The sequence below is a fragment of the Wenjunlia tyrosinilytica genome (assembly GCF_014646055.1).
GTDB classification, from domain to species: Bacteria; Actinomycetota; Actinomycetes; order Streptomycetales; family Streptomycetaceae; genus Wenjunlia; species Wenjunlia tyrosinilytica.
The window spans coordinates 43,189-62,484 of sequence record NZ_BMMS01000032.1 but is presented as its reverse complement, the minus strand read 5'-3'; the positions used below and the strand labels follow the sequence as shown (position 1 = coordinate 62,484).

The 19,296-nt window shown below is 67.5% G+C and carries 15 protein-coding genes; 14 read left to right on the top strand and 1 reads right to left on the bottom strand.

Annotated features, from left to right (window positions below):
* Positions 1-92: 92 nt before the first annotated feature.
* The 11 genes from IEY86_RS28900 to IEY86_RS28850 all read left to right on the top strand — a co-directional run bounded on the left by IEY86_RS28900 (position 93) and on the right by IEY86_RS28850 (position 13,455).
* On the top strand, positions 93-887 hold the full coding sequence (locus tag IEY86_RS28900) for a cupin domain-containing protein (RefSeq protein ID WP_189134838.1): 795 nt from the start codon (positions 93-95) through the stop codon (positions 885-887).
* A gap of 14 nt (positions 888-901) precedes the next feature.
* The gene (locus tag IEY86_RS28895; RefSeq protein WP_189134837.1) at positions 902-2,965 is read left to right on the top strand and encodes an SMC family protein; all 2,064 of its coding nucleotides are present in this window, start codon (positions 902-904) and stop codon (positions 2,963-2,965) included.
* A 382-nt stretch (positions 2,966-3,347) separates the two neighbouring features.
* Positions 3,348-3,491: a hypothetical protein gene (locus tag IEY86_RS28890; RefSeq protein ID WP_189134836.1), complete on the top strand. Its 144-nt coding sequence runs from the start codon at positions 3,348-3,350 to the stop codon at positions 3,489-3,491.
* Positions 3,492-3,670: 179 nt separating this feature from the next.
* Positions 3,671-5,035, top strand: a complete 1,365-nt coding sequence (locus IEY86_RS28885) for an aspartate aminotransferase family protein (protein ID WP_189134835.1) — start codon at positions 3,671-3,673, stop codon at positions 5,033-5,035.
* A 111-nt stretch (positions 5,036-5,146) separates the two neighbouring features.
* A complete protein-coding gene (locus IEY86_RS28880; RefSeq protein WP_189134834.1) occupies positions 5,147-6,763 on the top strand; it encodes an ABC transporter substrate-binding protein in 1,617 nt (538 codons plus the stop codon).
* A 30-nt stretch (positions 6,764-6,793) separates the two neighbouring features.
* Complete coding sequence (locus tag IEY86_RS28875; RefSeq protein ID WP_189134833.1) at positions 6,794-7,744, top strand: ABC transporter permease; 951 nt, start codon at positions 6,794-6,796, stop codon at positions 7,742-7,744.
* 18 nt (positions 7,745-7,762) lie between these two features.
* The gene (locus IEY86_RS28870) at positions 7,763-8,632 is read left to right on the top strand and encodes an ABC transporter permease (protein ID WP_189134832.1); all 870 of its coding nucleotides are present in this window, start codon (positions 7,763-7,765) and stop codon (positions 8,630-8,632) included.
* Complete coding sequence (locus tag IEY86_RS28865) at positions 8,629-10,557, top strand: dipeptide ABC transporter ATP-binding protein (RefSeq protein ID WP_189134831.1); 1,929 nt, start codon at positions 8,629-8,631, stop codon at positions 10,555-10,557. The genes IEY86_RS28870 and IEY86_RS28865 overlap by 4 nt, the downstream gene beginning before the upstream one ends.
* Positions 10,558-11,427, top strand: coding sequence for an amidohydrolase family protein (locus IEY86_RS28860; protein WP_189134830.1), 870 nt, complete (start codon positions 10,558-10,560; stop codon positions 11,425-11,427). It abuts the gene before it with no gap.
* A gap of 26 nt (positions 11,428-11,453) precedes the next feature.
* Positions 11,454-12,206, top strand: coding sequence for an SDR family NAD(P)-dependent oxidoreductase (locus IEY86_RS28855; protein WP_189134829.1), 753 nt, complete (start codon positions 11,454-11,456; stop codon positions 12,204-12,206).
* Positions 12,207-12,231: 25 nt separating this feature from the next.
* Positions 12,232-13,455: an alpha/beta hydrolase family protein gene (locus IEY86_RS28850; RefSeq protein ID WP_189134828.1), complete on the top strand. Its 1,224-nt coding sequence runs from the start codon at positions 12,232-12,234 to the stop codon at positions 13,453-13,455.
* Between the two features lie 398 nt (positions 13,456-13,853).
* On the opposite strand, the gene IEY86_RS28845 is transcribed toward IEY86_RS28850, so the two are convergent.
* Entirely contained in the window at positions 13,854-14,615 is a 762-nt protein-coding gene (locus IEY86_RS28845; protein ID WP_189134827.1) for an IclR family transcriptional regulator, read from the bottom strand.
* A gap of 247 nt (positions 14,616-14,862) precedes the next feature.
* On the opposite strand from IEY86_RS28845, the gene IEY86_RS28840 reads away from it, so the two are divergent.
* The 3 genes from IEY86_RS28840 to IEY86_RS28830 are packed head-to-tail and all read left to right on the top strand — an operon-like array spanning position 14,863 to position 19,263.
* Positions 14,863-16,524, top strand: a complete 1,662-nt coding sequence (locus tag IEY86_RS28840; RefSeq protein ID WP_189134826.1) for an acyl-CoA mutase large subunit family protein — start codon at positions 14,863-14,865, stop codon at positions 16,522-16,524.
* Complete coding sequence (locus IEY86_RS28835; RefSeq protein WP_189134825.1) at positions 16,521-18,074, top strand: class I adenylate-forming enzyme family protein; 1,554 nt, start codon at positions 16,521-16,523, stop codon at positions 18,072-18,074. The genes IEY86_RS28840 and IEY86_RS28835 overlap by 4 nt, the downstream gene beginning before the upstream one ends.
* On the top strand, positions 18,064-19,263 hold the full coding sequence (locus IEY86_RS28830; RefSeq protein ID WP_189134824.1) for a thiolase family protein: 1,200 nt from the start codon (positions 18,064-18,066) through the stop codon (positions 19,261-19,263). Before IEY86_RS28835 ends, IEY86_RS28830 begins: the two co-directional genes overlap by 11 nt.
* Positions 19,264-19,296 lie beyond the last annotated feature (33 nt).

The following is a 19,296-nucleotide window of genomic DNA, read 5'->3' as shown; positions in this document are numbered from 1 at the left end:
GTGCCGCAGACGGATCAGCCGCGGGCGAGTCGCTCCAGACGCCCTTCCTGGACTCCGGGCTGGAGAGCGGAGGAGCGGAACTGGCGACGGTCGTGGGCTACGGCATCACCGAGGACCGCCACCGGGCGCCGCGGCTGGCCGATCCGCACGGCTTCAGCCTGGCGTGGCCGCGCGCTGAGCCGGGCAAGGGGGTCTGCACCCACTGCCATGACGAATCGCAGGTCCTCATCGTCACCCAGGGACGCTGGCGCATCACCTTGAACCGGGCCGATCCCGTCACCACCGAGGTCGGTCCGTACGACACGGTGTCGATCCCGCCTGGCTCCTGGCGCCGATTCGAAAGCATCGGCGAGGAACGCGCGCAGGCCGTAGTGCTCACCGGAGGGGAGGGCCGCACTCGGCTCACCTGGGAACCGGGCGTCGTCGCTGCGGCGCGCGAGTGGGGCGCCGTGGTCGACGCCAAGGCTATGTCGCCGACCCGCCTGAAGAGTGTGGAGGTCCGCATTTGGCGACGCGTCGGACAGCAGTCGACGACCGCTCCCGTCGATCGCGACGCGGTCGTGTGGGTTTTGCCGACGTCGATGCCTGCCCGGATCGCGGCCATGTGGTGCCTCCGTGCGGTGTCCTGCTGGCCCCTTCGGGCGGACGACCTCGCTGTCGAATCCCTGCGGTGCGATCATTCGCAATTCCTCATTGGCAGCCGAGTCGTCGTGGAGCGCCGGGCGGCGAATCCATGGAAGCCACAAGCGGCAGCAGTTCGAAAACCACACCCGACGCCCCTGGTGAGCCAACCATACGGAGGGCTCGCCCGGCCCCGGGAAGATCGTGGGGAGGTTCGATCGAATCACCTCCCTGACTCTCCGACCTGGGCTATACCTGTGCCGTGACTGTGCCAAGAGATGTGCATGACGCCCGCGATGAACTGCGCACTGTTCTCGACCGGTGCGAGTCATGGCTGGGTGCCGTATCCACCGCCCCCGAGGCTTCAGCGGAGTGGCCGGAGGAATTGCGCGGGGACGCCGACATGGTGAAGCGATTGAGGACGCGCGCAGCCTCGACCCTGATCAATGTGGCGCTTCTGGGCGCCTTCTCGTCCGGCAAGAGCTTCTTGCTGAGTGGTCTGCAGGGCGGTCTCGAACTGGTAGAGGTACCGACCAACGATGGCCAGACCGCGGACAAGTTCGTGGGACTGCTGCCGTCGTCCCCGGTCCCGACCACCGCCTGTCCGGCGAGTGTGGTTCCGGTGGACGACCATTCCACCGTCGACGCGTCGGGCACCGGCTATCTGCGGGTGCTCTTCACCGATTCGGACCAGGACGGGTGGGAGGACGTCGGGAACTCCCCGGCCCCCTCCGTGGTTGCGGCGTACGCGATGCAGGACGCGGATGTGACCGACCGGCTCAGGGCGCACCGGGGCCGCGAGGTCGCTGAGCTCGAGATCTTGCTGGCCGGTGCCAAGCTCCCGGCGAAGCTCTACGACCTGCCCGGGTACGGTTCTCCGAATCCGATCCACGACGTGATTGTCCGGGCCGCGATGGCCGACGCGGACTGCTTCATGTACGTATCACACGCCAGCCGGACACTTTCGGAGAGGGACCTCGACCTCATCCGCTTTCTCTACGACCACTACCTTCTGTCAGGGAAACGTGTGGTATGGGTGGTTACCGCTATCGACGCTGCGTCGAATCTCGATCTGAGGAACGTCCCGGAGTGGAAGGCGACGATCGCCCGCAACAACACCTATCTGAGGGACAACTTCAAACTGCCGGACGGTCAACCGGACGTGGGCTTCATTGGCGAGGGCTTCCTCCCCGTCTCTCCGGCTCTGGAGGCGCGCGCCGACAAACTCAGTGCGGAGGGCGCAGAGGCTCCCGCACGGCGGCAGCTCGCGGAAAGCCGAATGGACGTACTGCGTCAGGCGATCGAGGGCCTGATCAGCACAGGGGTCGGCACTCGGCACATCGCCGCCGTGGCGATAGAAGCGCAGGCTCTGCTGACACCGCGGCACCAGCGGCTTGAGGAGCGTTTGCGAACCGAGCGCCTTGAGATCGACGAACTCAAAGAACTGCTGACGAGCCAGCAGCGGCGACTGGAGTTGTTGGACACGGCGCTGCCACGTGTGCGCGAGGACCTCGAGCGCAAGCTCCACAACCGCATCGGGCGGACCGTTCGCCCCTTCAGCCGCCTGGCCACTCACCTGCATGGAGAGTTGGACGCAACCATCAGGGTCACCGACCTCAACAAGCCGACCAAGGCGAATCAGATTCAGGTGTCGAAGGCCCAGGTACTTCGAACGTGGCTGGAAGCCCCGACCGGTCCGGCAACGATCTGGACGGAGCAGTTCGACGCCTTCAAGCAGGACGTGGTCCAGGCGGTGGACCACGTTTTCGGTGACAAGGACCTCGCGGGGCGGCTTCCGGACTTCTCCTTCGACGTGAACAGCCTCTCGGTGCCTCGGCAGGCCCGGCGTTCGACCACCGGACACGACGTGGTGCAGCGGGCGGCGGCACTGGTCGGCATCGCCACGCCCGTCGCCGCGAGCGGAGGCTGGCTGTACGGACTGGCGGCGGCGGGCACCATCTTCCCTCCCGCGGGTCTCGTCGCCGGGGTGGCTGCTCTGGTGTTTCTCGGGATTCAGCGCCGGAAAGGCAGAATCAGCTCTCTGGAAGTCCTTCAGGACGAGTGGATCAGTGGGATTGACTCCGAAGTCACAGCGGTCAAGGAGCAGTTCACCTTGGCAACAGGCGTTCAGGGAACAGATGTCATCGATCACCTGACAGACAATTTGGCGCAGTACCGGGAGCAGCTCGAACAGTCGCGTGATCTCGTTCGGGAGCGCATCGCGAATCCGGAGAACCAGGTCCGGCAAGGTGTCGTCGACCAGCTCGAACCGCTCTGCACCGAAGGAAGAGGGCTCCTCGAAACCCTCCGGAGACTGGGCAATCTCACAGACCGGACGGCATGATCAGTGAAGCGCCACGAGCCGGCTCCTCGCGTCCTGCCGCGACCTGGAAGGGGCAGCCCGGGGGCGCCCATGAACCCTTGCCTTCGGCGTGGCGCGGCAACTCTGTGCAGCCGGCCGTTTCGGACAGTGACGAGCGCTCCCCCGCACCGGAGGTCGTCGTGAGTGCGCGCGCGGCCCGGCGGCCCGCATGGACCACTGATCCCCATGCCCGGCCTCACGCCCGATGAGAAATGGTCGACGAGGCGCCGGCCCGGACCGGTAGGACGCAGGAGTGGGTCGACGCCGTCGTTGCCGCCGAGCCCGGAGCGACGGCTTGTGGCTTGTTCCAATGCGTCGCCGGGCATCTGGACTATGCCGGTGTCCTGGCCTATGGTGGCGCGCCATGGAGAGCAGTGCGCCTGTGGTCTGTATCGCGGCCGGCCTGACGGAGGAAGACTCCTCCGTGGCCTCGCTGCGTCTGCGCCTCTCCGCTCTCCCGCTGGACGCGATTCCCACCGCGTCGATTCTCTCGCTGCGTCGCTTCTGAGCCAACGGCCGCACTGCACACGTCTGTGTCCAGGCGGGGGCTCGGTTCCCCATTAAGGCGGTTTGCCCCTGTTCGGCGTGCGGCCATCCCCCTCTCGCGGTGCTCTCCGCGCATCTTGACGCCAAATACAATGCGGATATAGCTTCCACATTCTGGAAGCCAAGAGAGGATCTGTGGTCATGGGTGGGAAGTCGGCTCTGCAGCAGTCCGCTGAGCGGCACTTGTGGATGAACTTCAGCCAGCTGGGCTACTACGCTCGAGGCAAGAAGCTCCCCGTGATGGTTCGCGGCGAGGGGTGCTACGTCTGGGACGAACACGGCAAACGTTACCTGGACGGCCTCAGCTCACTGTTCTGTGTGAACATCGGGCACGGTCGGGCCGACGTCGCCCAGGCCGGCGCGGACCAGGGAAAGCAACTGGAGTACTTCCCGACCTGGTCGGCAGCGCATCCGCCGGCCATCCGCCTGGCCGAGCGAATCGCCTCACTGGCGCCGGGGGACCTCAACCGGGTCTTCTTCACCAGCGGCGGCAGCGAGTCGGTCGACTCCGCCATCAAACTGGCCCGCCAGTACCACCGAGTGACGGGCAACGCACTCAAGACGAAGATCATCGCCCGGGACATCGCCTACCACGGCACCACGATGGGCGCGCTGGCACTGACCGGGATCGACAGCATCAAGGAACCGTTCGCCCCCCTCCTGCCGGGCGGCATCCACGTCCCCAACACCAGCGTCTACCGGCTCCCCCCGGACCGGACGGCGGACTCGCTCGCCGAAGCCGTCAAGCGCCGGATCGAGATCGAGGGTCCCGACACGGTCGCCGCGGTGATTCTCGAGCCGGTGCAGACCGCGGGCGGCTGCTACATGCCGCCTCCCGGCTACTTCGCCCGGGTCCGTGAGATCTGCGACGAACACAACGTGCTGATGATCTCTGATGAGGTCATCTGCGCCTGGGGACGCCTCGGGGAGTGGTTCGGGTGCGAGCGCTTCGGCTACATCCCCGACATCATCACCACGGCCAAGGGGCTGACATCCGCGTACGCCCCGATGGGAGCCGTCATCGCCCGCGACGCTGTCGCGGAGCCATTCCTGAACGGGGACACGTCGTTCCTGCACGGATTCACCTTCGCCGGACACCCCATGTCGGCGGCCATCGCACTGGCCAACATCGACGTGTTCGAGCGGGAGGACCTCCTGGACCATGTCCGGCACAACCAGGACGGCTTCCGCGCCATGCTGGAGTCCTTGCGCGATATACCCATCGTCGGTGACGTCCGAGGCACCGGCTACTTCCATGCCGTGGAACTCGTCCGTGACCAGGACACCAAGGAGCCGTTCTCGCCCGAGGACCAGGTGTCGCTGCTGGGGTACCTCTCCGACGAGCTCCAAGAACGCGGCCTGATCTTCCGGGCCGACGACCGCGGCGGCCCCGTGGTGCAGCTTGCGCCGCCGCTGATCGCCGGGCCCGCTCAGTTCAACGAGATGGAAGAACTGCTGCGTCCTGTGCTGCACAAGGCATCCGAACTCTTCCCACACGCCCGTTGAGCAGTCCGCAGCAGCCGCCTGCGGGCTCCGGTCCCTCTCCGGAGCCCACCGCGCTTCACCCGCACGACTGCCTGTAGCCCCAACCACCCCCTCGACGCAGGGAGCGTACCGATGGCACCAGTCACCCCACCTTGCAGAACCCGGCGCGGAAGACGACAGCGGGGTGCCCTCGTCGCGGGCACCGCACTGATCCTGCTCCCCACGGGATGCACCGGCCAGGACACCGGCGTCGGCGCCGACCAGTCCTTGAGCGAGCAAACCTGGCTGGTCCCCCAGGACTGGGGTGCGATCGATCCCACCAAGGAGGCTGCCACCAACATCGGAGCCATCCTCATGGCACTGGAGCCCTTGGTGCTCGCCACCCAGGACGGTGCGGTAAGGCCCAACCTCGCCACCCAGAGCCAGCCCGACCCCACGACCTACGTCTACACGGTGCGCAGCGGCGTGAAGTTCAGCGACGGCGCTCCGCTGACGATGGACGACATCCTCTACTCCTTCCGCATCCACATGGGGAAGGACTCCACCTCGAACATGGCTTCCTTCTTCACCGACGTGAAGTCGATCGCCATCACGGGCGAACATCAGCTGACCATCAAACTGAAACACCCCAACGTGCAGTTCCCCAACGCCGTGGCTGAGACGGGCATCGTCGAGCGCAAGATACGCAAGGCCAACACCGGCAACCCTGGGTCGCCAGGGCACCTCAACGTGGGGACCGGTCCGTTCGTCGTGAGCAGCTACGCTCCCGGCAACAAGGTGGTCTTCGCCCGCAACGACAACTACTGGGGCAAGCGGCCGGCCGCCGAGAGGATCACCCTGAGACTGATCCAGGACGACTCCGCCCGGCTGGCCGCCGTCCAAAGCGGGGAAATCACCGGAGCGTTCGAGATCCCGCCCTCGCAGGCCCCGGTGTACAAGCGGATCCGGGGCATGAAGATCATTCGCGGGGCGAGTCCATCGACCGTGCTGCTGAACCTCAACATCCGGCGGGCTCCGTGGAACGACGTCCATGTCCGCAGGGCCATCGCTCTGGCCCTCGACAAGAACGCCATCGTCACGGGAGTACTGCGCGGCAACGGCAAGGCGTCCGCCAGCGTCGTCCCCACGGACATCCTGAACAAGACCCTGTCCGCACAGGATGTCGCGGCGCTCGACAAGTATCCGTTCGACATCGCGGCCGCCAAGGCAGAGCTCGCCAAGTCCTCCATACCCGGCGGGGTGCACGCGACGCTCATGTACACGCAGGCCCGGGGCAGCACCGGGCTGGTCGCGCAGGTCGTCGCTCAGCGCCTCGAAAAGATCGGCATCAAGCTCGACATCAAGTCCGTCCCGGATGCCCAGTTCACCGAGCAGCTCTTCTTCAAGCACACGGCACCCCCCTCCATCGTGGACTACCAGACGGACATCCCCGACCCCATCAGCTTGGCGAACTACCTGTCCAACAGCGACAACACGCTGGCCAAGGGCGGCTACACAAACATCGCCGAGTACAACAGCCCGCGCCAGGACCAGATCCTTCAGCAGTACTTGGAACTGCCGGCCACGGCGACGAAGCGGCGGTCCTCTCTGTTGTCGCAGGCCCTGCACAAGCTCGCGGACGACGAACCCTACGTCCCCCTCTACAACGCCGACTACCTCGCGGTGATCCGCAAGGACCTCACCTTCGACCAGTTCGACGGCATGTGGTGGATGCGCCGCTGGGTCGACTCCGTCCACGCCGCCGGATAACACCACGCCTCCGGGAAGGGTCCATGCCCGATGGCCATCTATCTGCTCAAGCGCATACTGGCGTCCCTGCTGGTCGTCCTCGTCGTCTCGTTCCTGATCTTCCTCTGCCTCTACTTCACCCCGGGCAGCCCGGAGCAGGCGATCCTCGGCCCCACCGCCGCAACGCCCCAGACCCTCGCGGCGGTCCGCAAGACCTACGGACTCGACGATCCGCTCCTCGTGCAGTACTGGAATTTCCTGCGCGGGATACCCACCCTCAACCTCGGACGCTCCTACCAGAGCGGCCAGAGTGTGCTGGAGGGCATCGGATCAGGAGCAGCGGTGACTCTGCCGCTGGCGGTCGGAGGATTCTTCGTCGCCACCACACTCGGCATCTGCGGCGGCGTCGCCGCGGCCAAACGCCGCGGACACCTGTCCGACCGGCTCATGGGCGCCGCCGCCATCGTCGCAGCCAGTACACCCGCATACGCCACCGGCGTGCTCCTGCTCGTCGTCTTCGGGGTGGACCTGCGCTGGTTCCCCGTGTCCGGCAACGGAAGCGACGTGCCTTCGCGTATCAGCCACCTCGTCCTGCCCGTGATCACCCTCGGCCTGGTCGGTGCGGCCACCGTCATGCGCCGCACCCGCATCACGGTCGCCGCCGCCCTGGAGCGCGACGACGTCGCCTTCGCCCGAGCACGCGGTCTTCCCCGACGCGAAGTGCTCTTCCGCTACGTGCTGCGCCATGCCGCTGTGCTGATCCTGACCTCGGCCGGCGTGGTGCTGATCTACATGGTGGCCGCCACCGCGGTGGTCGAGAGCGTCTTCGGCCTCAGCGGCACCGGCACCTACCTGGTCTCCGCGATCAACAGCAAGGACATCCCGGCTGTGCAGGGCGTAGCCGTGGTGATCACTTTCCTGGTGGTCGCGATCAACCTCGTGACGGACATCCTCTACGCGCTGATTGATCCACGCATCCAGCGCGGCGCCTCCGCGCGGTGACGGAAAGGCCCTTCCCCGATGACTATGGAAGCGATACCGGCCGCTCCCGCAAGGAGCCACCACAAGCGGCGGCCATGGCGCCCCGATCCGCTGACCGCACTCTCCGCGGTCATCGTGTGCGCCGTGCTCGCCCTCACCGTGTGGGGGAGCGCACTCGCCCCCCAGCCGCCCATGCGGCAAGACCTCTTCGGCGCCGCCCTCCCACCCGGCGGCGAGCACCTGCTCGGCACCGACCAACTGGGCCGGGACATACTGTCCCGAACTCTCGCCGGTGCCCGTACCGCCGTCCTCGGACCGTTGATCATCGCCCTGGTGACAGCGGTGTTCAGCACCTGCCTGGGCCTGCTCGCCGGATACATCGGCGGCATCACCGACAGCGTCGTCAGCCGCCTCGCCGACGTCGTCTACTCCGTCCCGCCCCTGCTGGTCGCCATCGTTGCCGTCGGTGTTCTGGGAGGCGGTTACACGTTGGGCATCGTCGTGCTCAGCATCCTCAACATTCCTGCGGGCCTGCGCAGCATCCGTGCGGCCGTGCTCGAGCAGAAGGCGCTGCCGTACATCGAATCAGCGTGGGTGATCGGCAAGTCCGGGACACACATCATGTGGGTTCACATCCTGCCCAACATCCGGCCGATCGCCCTCACCACCTTCTTCCTCGCCTTCACCTACGCCTTCGTCGACCTTTCCACACTGTCCTTCCTCGGGCTCGGAGTCGCCCCTGGCACCTCCGACTGGGGGCGGATGGTCGCCGAGAGCCGCGTGCTCGTATTCCAGAACCCATGGGCCGCACTGGCGCCCCTCCTCCTCATCGTCGTGACGGCGGTCTGCGCGAATCTGCTCGGTGAATCGCTCGAAGGCGCGGCTGCGGAGAAGGGAAAGGCCCGATGAAGGCAAGCAGTGCGCACCAGTCGGGCACCGCCGCGCTGACCACCCGCAGCGACCCAGGATCCTCCGGAGCGCCGTTGCTCAGCGTCAAGGGCCTCCGCGTGGCCACACAAGACGGACGGACCCTGGTCGACGGTGTCGATCTTCAAGTAGCCGAAGGCGAGTCCCTCGCCATCGTCGGCGAATCGGGCAGCGGCAAGTCCCTCACGGTCCGGTCGGTCATCGGACTGCTTGCCGGCGGCCTCAGCGCGTCGGGATCCATCCGCTACCGCGGCAAGGAACTGCTGGGCGCCAAGGAGAAGGAGCTGGCACGGCTCAGGGGCGGCGGGATCAGCATGGTATTCCAAGATCCCTTCACCATGCTCCATCCGATGCGGCGCTGCGCCGACATCATCACCGAAACCCTCAGGGACGACCGGGGGCGCCACCTGCGACGCGAAGTCCGCCGGGCCCAGGCCCGCACCCGTCTGGCCGAGGTGGGTATCAAGGACGAGCACGTCCTGAACCAGTACCCGTTCGAACTGTCCGGAGGCATGCGCCAGCGCGTCGCAATCGCCGCCGCACTGGCCCGCGACCCCAGCCTGCTGATCGCCGACGAGCCCTCCACCGCTCTGGACGCAACCACCCAGCGCGAAGTGCTCGACCTGCTCCAGCGCCTGCAGCAGGCGCGCGGAATGGCCCTGGTACTGATCACACACGACCTGCGCGTGGCCTTCTCGGTGTGCGGACGGGTCAACGTTCTGTACGCCGGCTCCATCGCGGAAGTCGGCTCAGCACAGGACGTCGCCACCACCCCGCTGCACCCGTACACGCGTGGCCTGCTGCGCTCCGAACCACCGCTCGACAGGAAGGTCACCGACCTGGTCGGGATACCGGGCTCGGTCCCCTCCCCCGACAGCGTCGCCGGCCGGTGTCCCTTCTCCACCCGATGCACCTGGGCCACCGACCGGTGCCGCAGTCGGCGGCCCGAGCTCAAGGCCGCGGGGTCCGGACGGTGGGTCGCCTGCCACCATCACGGTGATCTCGGCAGCCATCTCGCCGATATGCCCGCCGACATCGAGGAATCGGTGCCCGCCCCGTCGCCCGATGCGACAGCTGTGCTGCTCAAGGCCACCGACCTGCACGTCACCTATGACGCCCCCCGCGGTCGCAAGGGCCGAGCGGTGCACGCACTCAAAGGCGTGGACCTGAGCATCTGCGCTGGGGAGAGCGTCGGCATCGTCGGCGAGTCAGGCTCGGGCAAGACCACGTTGGGCCGCTCCATCGTCGGACTCGTCCACCCGACCGGGGGCAGTCTCACACTCGGCGGCATCGACGCCACCTCCTACACACGACTGCCCCGTACACAGCGCGCCGAGCTGCGGCGCGCCGCCCAGATCGTCTTCCAGGACCCGTACTCGTCGCTGAACCCCGTGCGCACGATCGGCGCCACTTTGGGAGAGGCCCTGGGAGTCCGACTCGGACGCAAAGCCCGCCCCCACGAGATCGAGGCACTTCTCGAACGCGTCAGGCTCCCCGCCTCCTACTGCCAGCGACGCCCTGCGATGCTCTCCGGCGGTGAGCGCCAGCGTGTCGCCATCGGCCGCGCCATTGCGCTGGAACCACAGCTTCTGATCTGCGACGAACCCGTCTCCGCACTCGACGTATCGGTCCAGGCGCAGATCCTGACCCTCCTGCGGGAGATCCGCAGCGAACTCGGTCTGGCCCTGCTGTTCATCACGCACGATCTGGCCGTGGTCCGCCAGATCACCGATCGAATCTACGTCATGTACCGCGGCGAAGTGGTGGAGAGCGGACCGACAGCCGACGTCCTGGGCCACACCCGGCACGCCTACACCCAACGACTGGTCCGCTCCGTTCCCGGAGCGGCGACGACGACACCGTCCGGCGGCACCCGGCCGTCACGAGAAGCTGGGGAGCAGGACTAGATGCGGCCCTTCACCTTCATCGACACACACATCCATCTGTGGAACTTCGACAACGACCGGAGCCTGGAATACAACTGGGTGCAGGCACCCTCCGATGCGCTCCTGGGAGAACTCACCGAGATCCGCATCCCGCGCTGGGACGCGGACCGGTTCATCGCCGAGACACGGCACATCCCGCCCACCCATGTGGTGCACGTCCAGGCGGCGGACGGTGGCGACCCCCTGGAGGAGACGGCCTGGCTGCAAGAACAACACCAGCGCAGTGGTTGGCCGAACGCGATCGTCGCCCACGTGCCACTGTGCTCGCCACGCGCAGCGGAACTCCTCGCACAGCACCAACACCGCTCGGGCCTGGTGCGCGGCGTGCGTGACATGACCACCTTCGGTGCCCTCGGGCAACCCGAGCTGGAGAACGGTCTGTCGGCCTTGGAGGCCGCCGGCATGTCGTGGGAGGCAACGTGCACATGGGGGGAGATGGCACGCCTGAAGGAACTGGCGCTGCGCCACCCCGACCTGCGTATCGCCCTCGGACATGCGGGCTTCCCGGTCTCCCGCGAGGAGAGCTACCTCAAGCACTGGTACGCCGCGTGCTCCGACCTGGCCGAGGCCCCCAACATCGTCTGCAAGGTGTCCGGCCTGGGGATGGGCGATCACACCTGGACTCTGGAGTCACTGCGGCCCATGGTCAAGGCCTGCCTCGACATCTTCGGACCCGAACGCTGCATGTTCGGAACCAACTGGCCCGTCGACCGGCTGTACGCCTCCTACGACGCTGTGCTCACCACCTGTCAGGACATCACCAGGGACCTGTCGCCCTCCCACGCACAGGCCTTCTATGCAGGGACGGCCCAGCGGTTCTACGGATTGTGATCAGCACAGTGAACGAGGAGAAGCCCATGCCCGTTTCCATCGACCTCACAGGAAAGAAGGCGCTGGTCACCGGGGCCAGTTCCGGCATCGGAGCAGAGATCGCGGTGGCCCTGGCCCAGGCCGGAGCCGCCGTAGCCCTGGGCGGGCGCGATGCGGACCGACTTCGGACGACGGCGAACCGCATCCGCGCGCTGGGGACGGACTGCGTCCAGATCATCGCCGACCTGACCACACCTGACGGGCCGAGCGACGTGGTGAACGCCGCTCTGGCACAACTCGGAGGCCTGACCACACTGGTGAACGCGGTAGGCGTCTTCGAACCCAATCCGTTCACCGAGGGTGTCGAGGTCCTCGACCGCCACTGGGCAAGCAACGTGCGCGCACCCTACGCCTTGGCCTGCGCGGCCGTCGAGCACCTTCGGCCGGGCGGCAGTGTGCTCTTCATCAGCTCGATCGGCGGGCACGTCGGCTTCCCCGGGTGCGCCGCCTACGGAGCCACCAAGGGCGCCATCGAACTGCTGGTGCGTTCGCTGGCCGTGGAGGAGGCCCCCAACGGCGTGCGAGTCAATGCGATCGCTCCGGGCAATGTGCGTACCCCCATGAACCAGGACCTGTTCGCCGACCCGGAGTACGAGGCACAGGAACTGGCGCTCACACCACTCGGCCGCATCGGAGAAGTCACCGACATCGCCCCGGCGGCGGTGTTCCTGGTCTCCGACTCGGCTTCCTACATCACAGGCACCAGCCTCGTCATCGACGGCGGAGTCGTCGCCGGCTGAACGCGGGGCTCGACGAAAGGCAGACATGAGCAGGCGTTCCCAAGAACAAGCCTGGGTCGTCAACACCCTACTGGCCTCCAGCGGTTACGAAGTGCTGCACCCCGAGGCCCGCTACTTCATGGCCGAGACGGGCTACGCGGCAGTCGACTTCGACCGGGTCCTGTCGATGGTCAAGACCGCGGGAATGATGCCCAGGGCCTGGAGCATCGTGGGCCGCGAACTCGAGGCCAAGGCCCAGTGGTACGAAAGCCAGGGCTTTCCCCGAGCGGCCCGTGATCTGTTCCTGCGCGCGGGGCTCTCGTTCGGACAGGCCCAATACGCCTTCACCCCGCAGGACCCGCGCAAGGCCGTCTTCCGCCAGGCGGTCAACCGATGCACGGACGCGGTGATCAGACTGACGCCCCATCGCATCGAGCGGGTCGAGATCCCCTTCGAGGGCAAGAAACTCCACGGCATCGCGCACTACCCGGTCACCAGCCGGCCCGCCCCGCTCGTCCTCCTCCTGCCAGGCATGGACATGTACAAGGAGGACTGGACCAAGGTGGCGCAGGAGTACTACGTCCCCCGAGGGATCGCCGTGCTGGCCGTCGACGGCCCCGGGCAGGGCGAGACCTTGGGCGGCGGGCTGCTCGTCGAAGGAGGCAACTACGAGCGCGCCATGAGCGCGTTCATCGACCACATGACGGCCGACCCGGCAATCGACGGCGACAAGATCGGCCTGTGGGGTGTGAGCATGGGCTCGTACTGGGGGCTGCGCACGGCGGCGGTCGAGCCACGCGTCAAGGCCGTCGCCACCGCGATGGGCTGCTACGGCAGCATGGAGACGATCTTCGAGGTCGCCCAGCCCAGCTTCAAGGCCAACTTCATGAAGATGAGCGGTTACACCGACGAAGCCGCCTTCGACGTCGAGGTGGCCGGCACGATGGCAGTCCTTCCAGTCGCCGAGGCGATCAGCTGCCCGGTCCTGATGGCCTACGGAGAGTTCGACGAACTGTCCACGCTGCCCCAGACCATGGACCTGTTCGAGCGGATCAAGGCCCCCAAACGCCTGATGGTCTTCGACCAGGAATTCCATGCGCTGGGCGGCGTCGCGGCCGAACTCATCGGCTCCGCGGCGGACTGGCTGGAGGCCGCCGTCAACGGCCGGCTCGCCGATCTGAAGGCCGAACAGGACTACCTCGGCCGGGACGGCAAGGTCGGCGTGGGCAGCGCACTGCCTCCCTGGTGGACCAACAGCGCGACCGACTAGCACTGTCCGGCAAAGCGAGGGGCGCCCCCTGCGGCGCCCCTCGACAAGCAGACCGAAGGGACTTGTCGCATGAGGCCGCCATCGGACGTCACCCGGCCCGGGGTCGGGGCGGTACTGGCTCAATCCGGCTTGGACGGCCACGACCGCGGCATCGAGGTCGTCGCCCGGGCCCCGCGCGACGCAGGCGTCGACGTCATCCACCCGGGACGCCATCAAAGTCCTGACCGCAGTGTGCACACACTCGTCCGGGAAGACGCCCCGGTTGGAACCGGGGGTCCGGGAGATCTTCGCACCCGGCACCAACATCGCCAAGGTGGTCGAACCGATCACCGGCGTGGACGGGCCCTCCCGCGCCCTGGCCCCGGGTGGCGATCTGAGGGCCCCGGGGCGGGTATGGCTCAGTTCGCCCCTGCGTCGGCGACTGCTCCGCCGAGCTGCCGGGTGATCGACTCGGCCACCTCGCGGATGGCATCCACCGCTGCCGCCATCCGCTCGGCGGTGAAACGATCGGCGGGCCCGGTCACATTGATGACCGCACGTGCCGCTCCCTCGGAGTCCAGCACCGGTACGGCAACCGCGGTCGCCCCGGCGACGACCTCACCCCTGCTGGTGGCGTACCCCGCCGCCCGGATGGCCACGAGTTCCTTGGCAAGCCGCTCGGGTTCGGTGGACGTGGGCACCAGGCGGTCGATGTCCCGCTGCGGCAGGAAAGCGAGCAGCGCCTTGCCCGCGGCACCCCGCAGCAGGCTGTATGTCGCCCCCACCCCCGACGCCATGCGAATGGGATGCTCGCTGATCAACTCCACAATCGGAACCCGCTGGTCACCGATCCGGGTCTGCAGCGACACCGTCTCGCCCGTCTGGGACCTCAGACGCTCCAGGCCGGGATGGGCCAGGACCACCAGATCATCCCGACTCATGATGATCTTGGCCATGCGCATGACCCCGTGCCCGAGGCTGTACCGGCGCGTATCGGGGTCGAGGATCACCATGTCGCGACTGCGCAGGGCTTTGAGCAGCCGGTGCGTGGTGGGCACGGACAGGCCCACGGCCTCACTGATCTCCGACAGGCTCAAAGAGGGCTGGGCGGAGGAGAACGCCTCCAGGATGCTGAGGGCCCTCATGGCCGTCTGCACGCCCCTGGCCGGATCCGTGGTCACCGTAGCCCCCTCCAGCAGTTACCCGTTCGAAACAACGTGCGTGAAAGTAGCATACGCAGCTTGCTTTCACATAGTGCATCCTCCCCCGGCCGACCGCGCCACCCGGATGCCCGGCCGCGGCCTTGAGCGGCGGGTTTCACCGCACTCAAGCCGCCCAGCAGCAGCGACAACCGGGGCCGCGGATGCGGATCGGGGATCGTTGGGCCACCCATTGACGCTACTTGCATCATGTGGATACCTTATCCATATGATGCAGATGCCGATCTCGGAGTCCGATCTGGCAGCACGGGCACGCCAGTGGCGCACGGACAACGCACAGCGGCTCACCGCCCCCTCGGACGCGGACGCTTCGACCCTGTCGCGGCTTCCGGTGGAGGCCGTCTACACGGCCGCCGACACACCCGTCCCCGGGACACAGGACGGCGACCAGTTCCCCGGGGCATTCCCCTACACGCGCGGCATCCTCCCCGGCATGTACCGCGAGCAACTCTGGGTCATGGGCCAGTACTCCGGTCATGGATCCGCCCGGCAGACCAACGCCCGGATCCGTTCACTGCTGGCAGGCGGTCAACGCGGTTTCTCCGTGGCGCTGGACTTGCCGACCCAGATGGGCCTGGATTCCGACGACCCCAGGGCCAAGGGCGAAGTGGGACGCGTAGGTGTCCCCATCGACTCCGTCGCCGACATGGTCGAACTGCTCGACGGCATCGCTCTCGACCAGGTCCGGCAGATCAGGACCACGGCCAATGCCATCGGCCCCCTCGCCGTTGCCCTGTTCGCCGTCGCCGCGGAACGCCTCGGATACCGCCCCGACCAGTTCAAGGTGATGCTGCAGAACGACATCCTCAAGGAGTACGTGGCCCGCGGGACGTACATCTTCCCGCCACGCAAGGGGCTGCGCTTCTCCGTCGACGTGATCGAATACTGTGCGCGCAACCTGCCCCGCTGGGAGCCCATCGAATTCTGCGGCTATCACATACGGGATTCCGGATCGGACGCCGTCCAGGAGCTGGCCATCGCCATGGCCAACGGCTTCACCTACATCGAAGAGGCCCTTGGCCGAGGCCTGTCCATCGACGACTTCGGCGGCTCGCTCTACATGTTCCTCAGCGCGCATCTCGACATCTTCGAAGAGGTCGCCAAGTTCCGCACCGCACGCGGCCTTTGGGCTCGCCTCATGCGCGAGCGGTACAACGCCGCCGACGAAGCCTGCCGACTGAACATCTTCTGCTACACACTCGGCAGCCCCCAGACAGCGCAGGAACCCCTGAACAACATCGTGCGGATCGCCTACCAGGCGCTTGCAGCGATCCTCGGCGGCGTGCAGACCCTGGCCACCTCGGCCTATGACGAGGCCATCCAACTGCCGAGCGACGAGGCCGCGCGGGTGTCCTTGCGCACCCAGCAGATCCTGGCTCACGAAACAGGGGTCGTCAAAACAGCCGATCCGCTGGCCGGCTCCTACTACCTGGAAGCCCTCACCGCCGAACTCACCGGCCGCGTCACCGAGATGCTCGACGAGATCGACGCGATGGGCGGCTCGCTGCGGGCGCTGGAGACCGGCTGGATCGGCAAGGTCATCGACGACGAGTCCTATCGCCAGCAGACCGCCGTCGACAGCGGCGAACGCGTGGTGGTCGGGGTGAACCGATACGCCTCGGAACAGGCAGAACTGCGTCACCGCCTGACCACCGACCCGCGGCTGGAAATCGAGCAGGTCCAGCGCCTGAGCCGACTCCGGGAGCACCGCGACAACGACCACGTTCACGCGGCCCTGGCCGAGCTGCGCCGGGCAGCGGCCGACGGGGAGAACACCGTGCCCCACCTCATGGAGGCAGTGCGCCGCGAGGCGACCGTCGGCGAGATCTGCTCCGCTCTCCGGGAGGTCTGGGGGGTGTATGTCGCATGAACACCGTTGCTTCCCTGATCGAAAGCGCCTCGCGCCGCTACGCCGCCCGTACCGCCGTGGTCGACGGCCGGCGCTCCCTCAGCTTCGCCCAGACCGACCGCCGCTCCAACCGGCTGGCGCACGTCCTGCTCGCGCTCACACCCGACCCCGGCTCACGGGTGGCGCTGCTGATGAACAACCGGCTCGAGTACGTCGAGTGCGACTTCGCCGTCGCCAAGGCGGGCAAGGTCCGGGTTTCCGTCAACCCCCGCCTCGTCGACCAGGAGCGGCAGTACATCCTGGACGACTGCGGCGCCGACACCCTCATCTGCGACAGTGACCACGTCGGCTTCGCGGTGCGGGCACGGGACGCGCTTCCCACGCTGAAGCACCTGATCGTCATCGACGGGGCTCCGGCCGGGGCGCACGACTACGCGGACATCATGCGAGGAGCAGCTGACTCGGCTCCCCGTGTCCCGCGCCGTCCCGAGGCCCCCAGTTACATCATGTACACCTCGGGGACCAGCGGCAGGCCCAAGGGGGCTACCGCAAGCGTCGCCGGCCGCGTCGCTTCCACCGTCAACATGCTCCTGGACGAAATCGACCCCAAGGCCGGCGACGCCATGCTCCACGTCGGCTCCATGTGCCACGGCAGCGGCGCCAAGGTCCTCGCCTACTACCTGCGCGGCGCCCGCAACGTGACGCTGCCCAAGTTCGCCCCGTCCACCTTCTTCGACACCGTCGTCGAGCACGGCATCACCGGCACCTTCGTCGTCCCCACCATGATCGGCATGCTGTTGGAGACCGCCCGGAGCAAGCGGGTCGACGTGGGCCGGTTGCGCGACGTCACCTATGGGGGAGCCCCCATCACCCCGTCCCGGTTGAGCGAAGCTCTCGAACGGTTCGGGCCGATCTTCGTGCAGGTCTACGGCTCCTGTGAAGCACCCCATCCCGTCATGGTGCTCGGCCGCGACGACCACACGGCGGCACTCAGCAGCGGCGGCGACCTCTTGACGTCGGTCGGCCGCGAATCGACGCTCGTCGAAACCCGCCTGATGACCGAGTCCGGCGCAGAAGCGACCGACGGCAGAGGGGAGTTGTGGGTCCGCGGCCCGAACGTCATGAGCGGCTACTGGAACAATCCCCAGGCGACCGCAGAGGTCTTCCATGACGGCTGGTACAGGACCGGCGACGTCGCCGTACGCGACGACAACGGGTTCCACTACATCGTCGACCGCGTTCGCGACGTCATCATCAGCGGCGGACTCAACGTGTATCCCGCCGAGGTCGAAGCGGCCATCAGCAAACATCCGGCCGTGCACGACGTCGCCGTCATCGGCGTCCCGGACGAGCGTTGGGGAGAAGCCGTCAAGGCCGTCGTAGTCGTCAAGCCCGGTGCTCACATCGACGAGGACGACCTGGTCGGCTTCTGCGCCGACCACCTCGCCGGCTACAAGAAACCCCGCTCCTTCGACTTCGTGGCCTCCCTGCCCACCGGCTCCACCGGAAAGGTCCTCAAGCGGGAACTGGCAGCCCGGTACTGGGACGGAAGGCAGCGACGTGTCAACTGATTCCATCGTCGTCCTGGGGGCCGCACGGACCCCCTTCGCCCGCTTCGACGGGGCACTGCGCGACGTCGTCGTCCCGGCCCTGGGCGGCGCGACCGTCGCCGAAGCCCTACGCCGCGCGCGCGTGGCCCCCGAAGACGTCGACGAGGTGGCCATCGGGGTGAACTTCCCCGGCTCGGACCGCTCATTGGCCCGTCAGATCCAGCTTCGGGCCGGCATCCCCGAGGACCGCAACTCCTTCACCGTCGACCGGGCCTGCTGCTCCTCCCTGGCCGCGCTGACCATCGCCCGGCGCGGTCTGCTGCTGGGCGAGTCCACGGTGGCGGTCGCCGGCGGCGCCGAGAACCTGGGCCTGGTCCCCTACTTCCTGCACGGCATGCGCTGGGGCACTCGGCTGGGCGACGTCACTGTGGTGGACCAGCTGGTCATCAGCTGCCCCCACACCGGAGTCCCGCGAGCCGTTCAAGCCGCGGAGGAAGCCCAGAAGTACGGCGTCGGACGGGAGGAACAAGACGCCTGGGCCCTGCGCAGCCACGTCCGTTACGCGGAGGCGCTGGCCAAGGGGCACCTGGAGGACGAGCTGCACATCACGTCGTATGAGTTGCCCCATGGCGGCCACACCGGCATCGAGGCCGACGAGGCCCATCGGCCGCAGGCCTCCATGGAGACGCTCGCGTCCCTGGGCACGGTCTACGGCAGCGCGACCGTCACCGCGGGCAACGCCCCGGGACTGAGCACCGGAGCCTCCGCGCTCGTCCTCAGCACCCGACAACGGGCCCGCGCCGGTGGCCACGACGAGCTCGCCCAGGTGCTCAGTACCGCACAGGCATCAGGCCCTCCGGCGAACATCGCCTCCATCCCGGCCACCGCGGCCCGCAAGGCGCTCCACCGGGCCGGACTTGGCATCGATGACATCGACCTCATCGAAATCAATGAAGCGTTCGCAGCGGTGCCCCTGGTCACCACACTGGTCCTCGGCGACCACGACCCCGCCCGGGCCCGCGAGCTGCGCACCAAGACCAACGTCAACGGCGGCGCGATCGCCATCGGGCACCCCACCGGTGCCACAGCGGCACGCCTGGTCATGACTGCGGCGTTTGAGCTTCGGCGCCGCGGTGGTGGCACCGCACTGGTCACCCTGTGCGGCGGAGTCGGTGAAGCCGAAGCCACCGTCATCCGCGTCGAAGGCTGAACGCCCTCCACCCCCGCCCCATGCCGACCGGCG

Coding starts and splice junctions, on each gene's coding strand:
- IEY86_RS28890 (WP_189134836.1), top strand. CDS start 3,348: ATGGAGAGCAGTGCGCCTGTGGTCTGTATCGCGGCCGGCCTGACGGAG.
- IEY86_RS28885 (WP_189134835.1), top strand. CDS start 3,671: ATGGGTGGGAAGTCGGCTCTGCAGCAGTCCGCTGAGCGGCACTTGTGG.
- IEY86_RS28880 (WP_189134834.1), top strand. CDS start 5,147: ATGGCACCAGTCACCCCACCTTGCAGAACCCGGCGCGGAAGACGACAG.
- IEY86_RS28875 (WP_189134833.1), top strand. CDS start 6,794: ATGGCCATCTATCTGCTCAAGCGCATACTGGCGTCCCTGCTGGTCGTC.
- IEY86_RS28870 (WP_189134832.1), top strand. CDS start 7,763: ATGACTATGGAAGCGATACCGGCCGCTCCCGCAAGGAGCCACCACAAG.
- IEY86_RS28865 (WP_189134831.1), top strand. CDS start 8,629: ATGAAGGCAAGCAGTGCGCACCAGTCGGGCACCGCCGCGCTGACCACC.
- IEY86_RS28860 (WP_189134830.1), top strand. CDS start 10,558: ATGCGGCCCTTCACCTTCATCGACACACACATCCATCTGTGGAACTTC.
- IEY86_RS28855 (WP_189134829.1), top strand. CDS start 11,454: ATGCCCGTTTCCATCGACCTCACAGGAAAGAAGGCGCTGGTCACCGGG.
- IEY86_RS28850 (WP_189134828.1), top strand. CDS start 12,232: ATGAGCAGGCGTTCCCAAGAACAAGCCTGGGTCGTCAACACCCTACTG.
- IEY86_RS28840 (WP_189134826.1), top strand. CDS start 14,863: ATGATGCAGATGCCGATCTCGGAGTCCGATCTGGCAGCACGGGCACGC.
- IEY86_RS28835 (WP_189134825.1), top strand. CDS start 16,521: ATGAACACCGTTGCTTCCCTGATCGAAAGCGCCTCGCGCCGCTACGCC.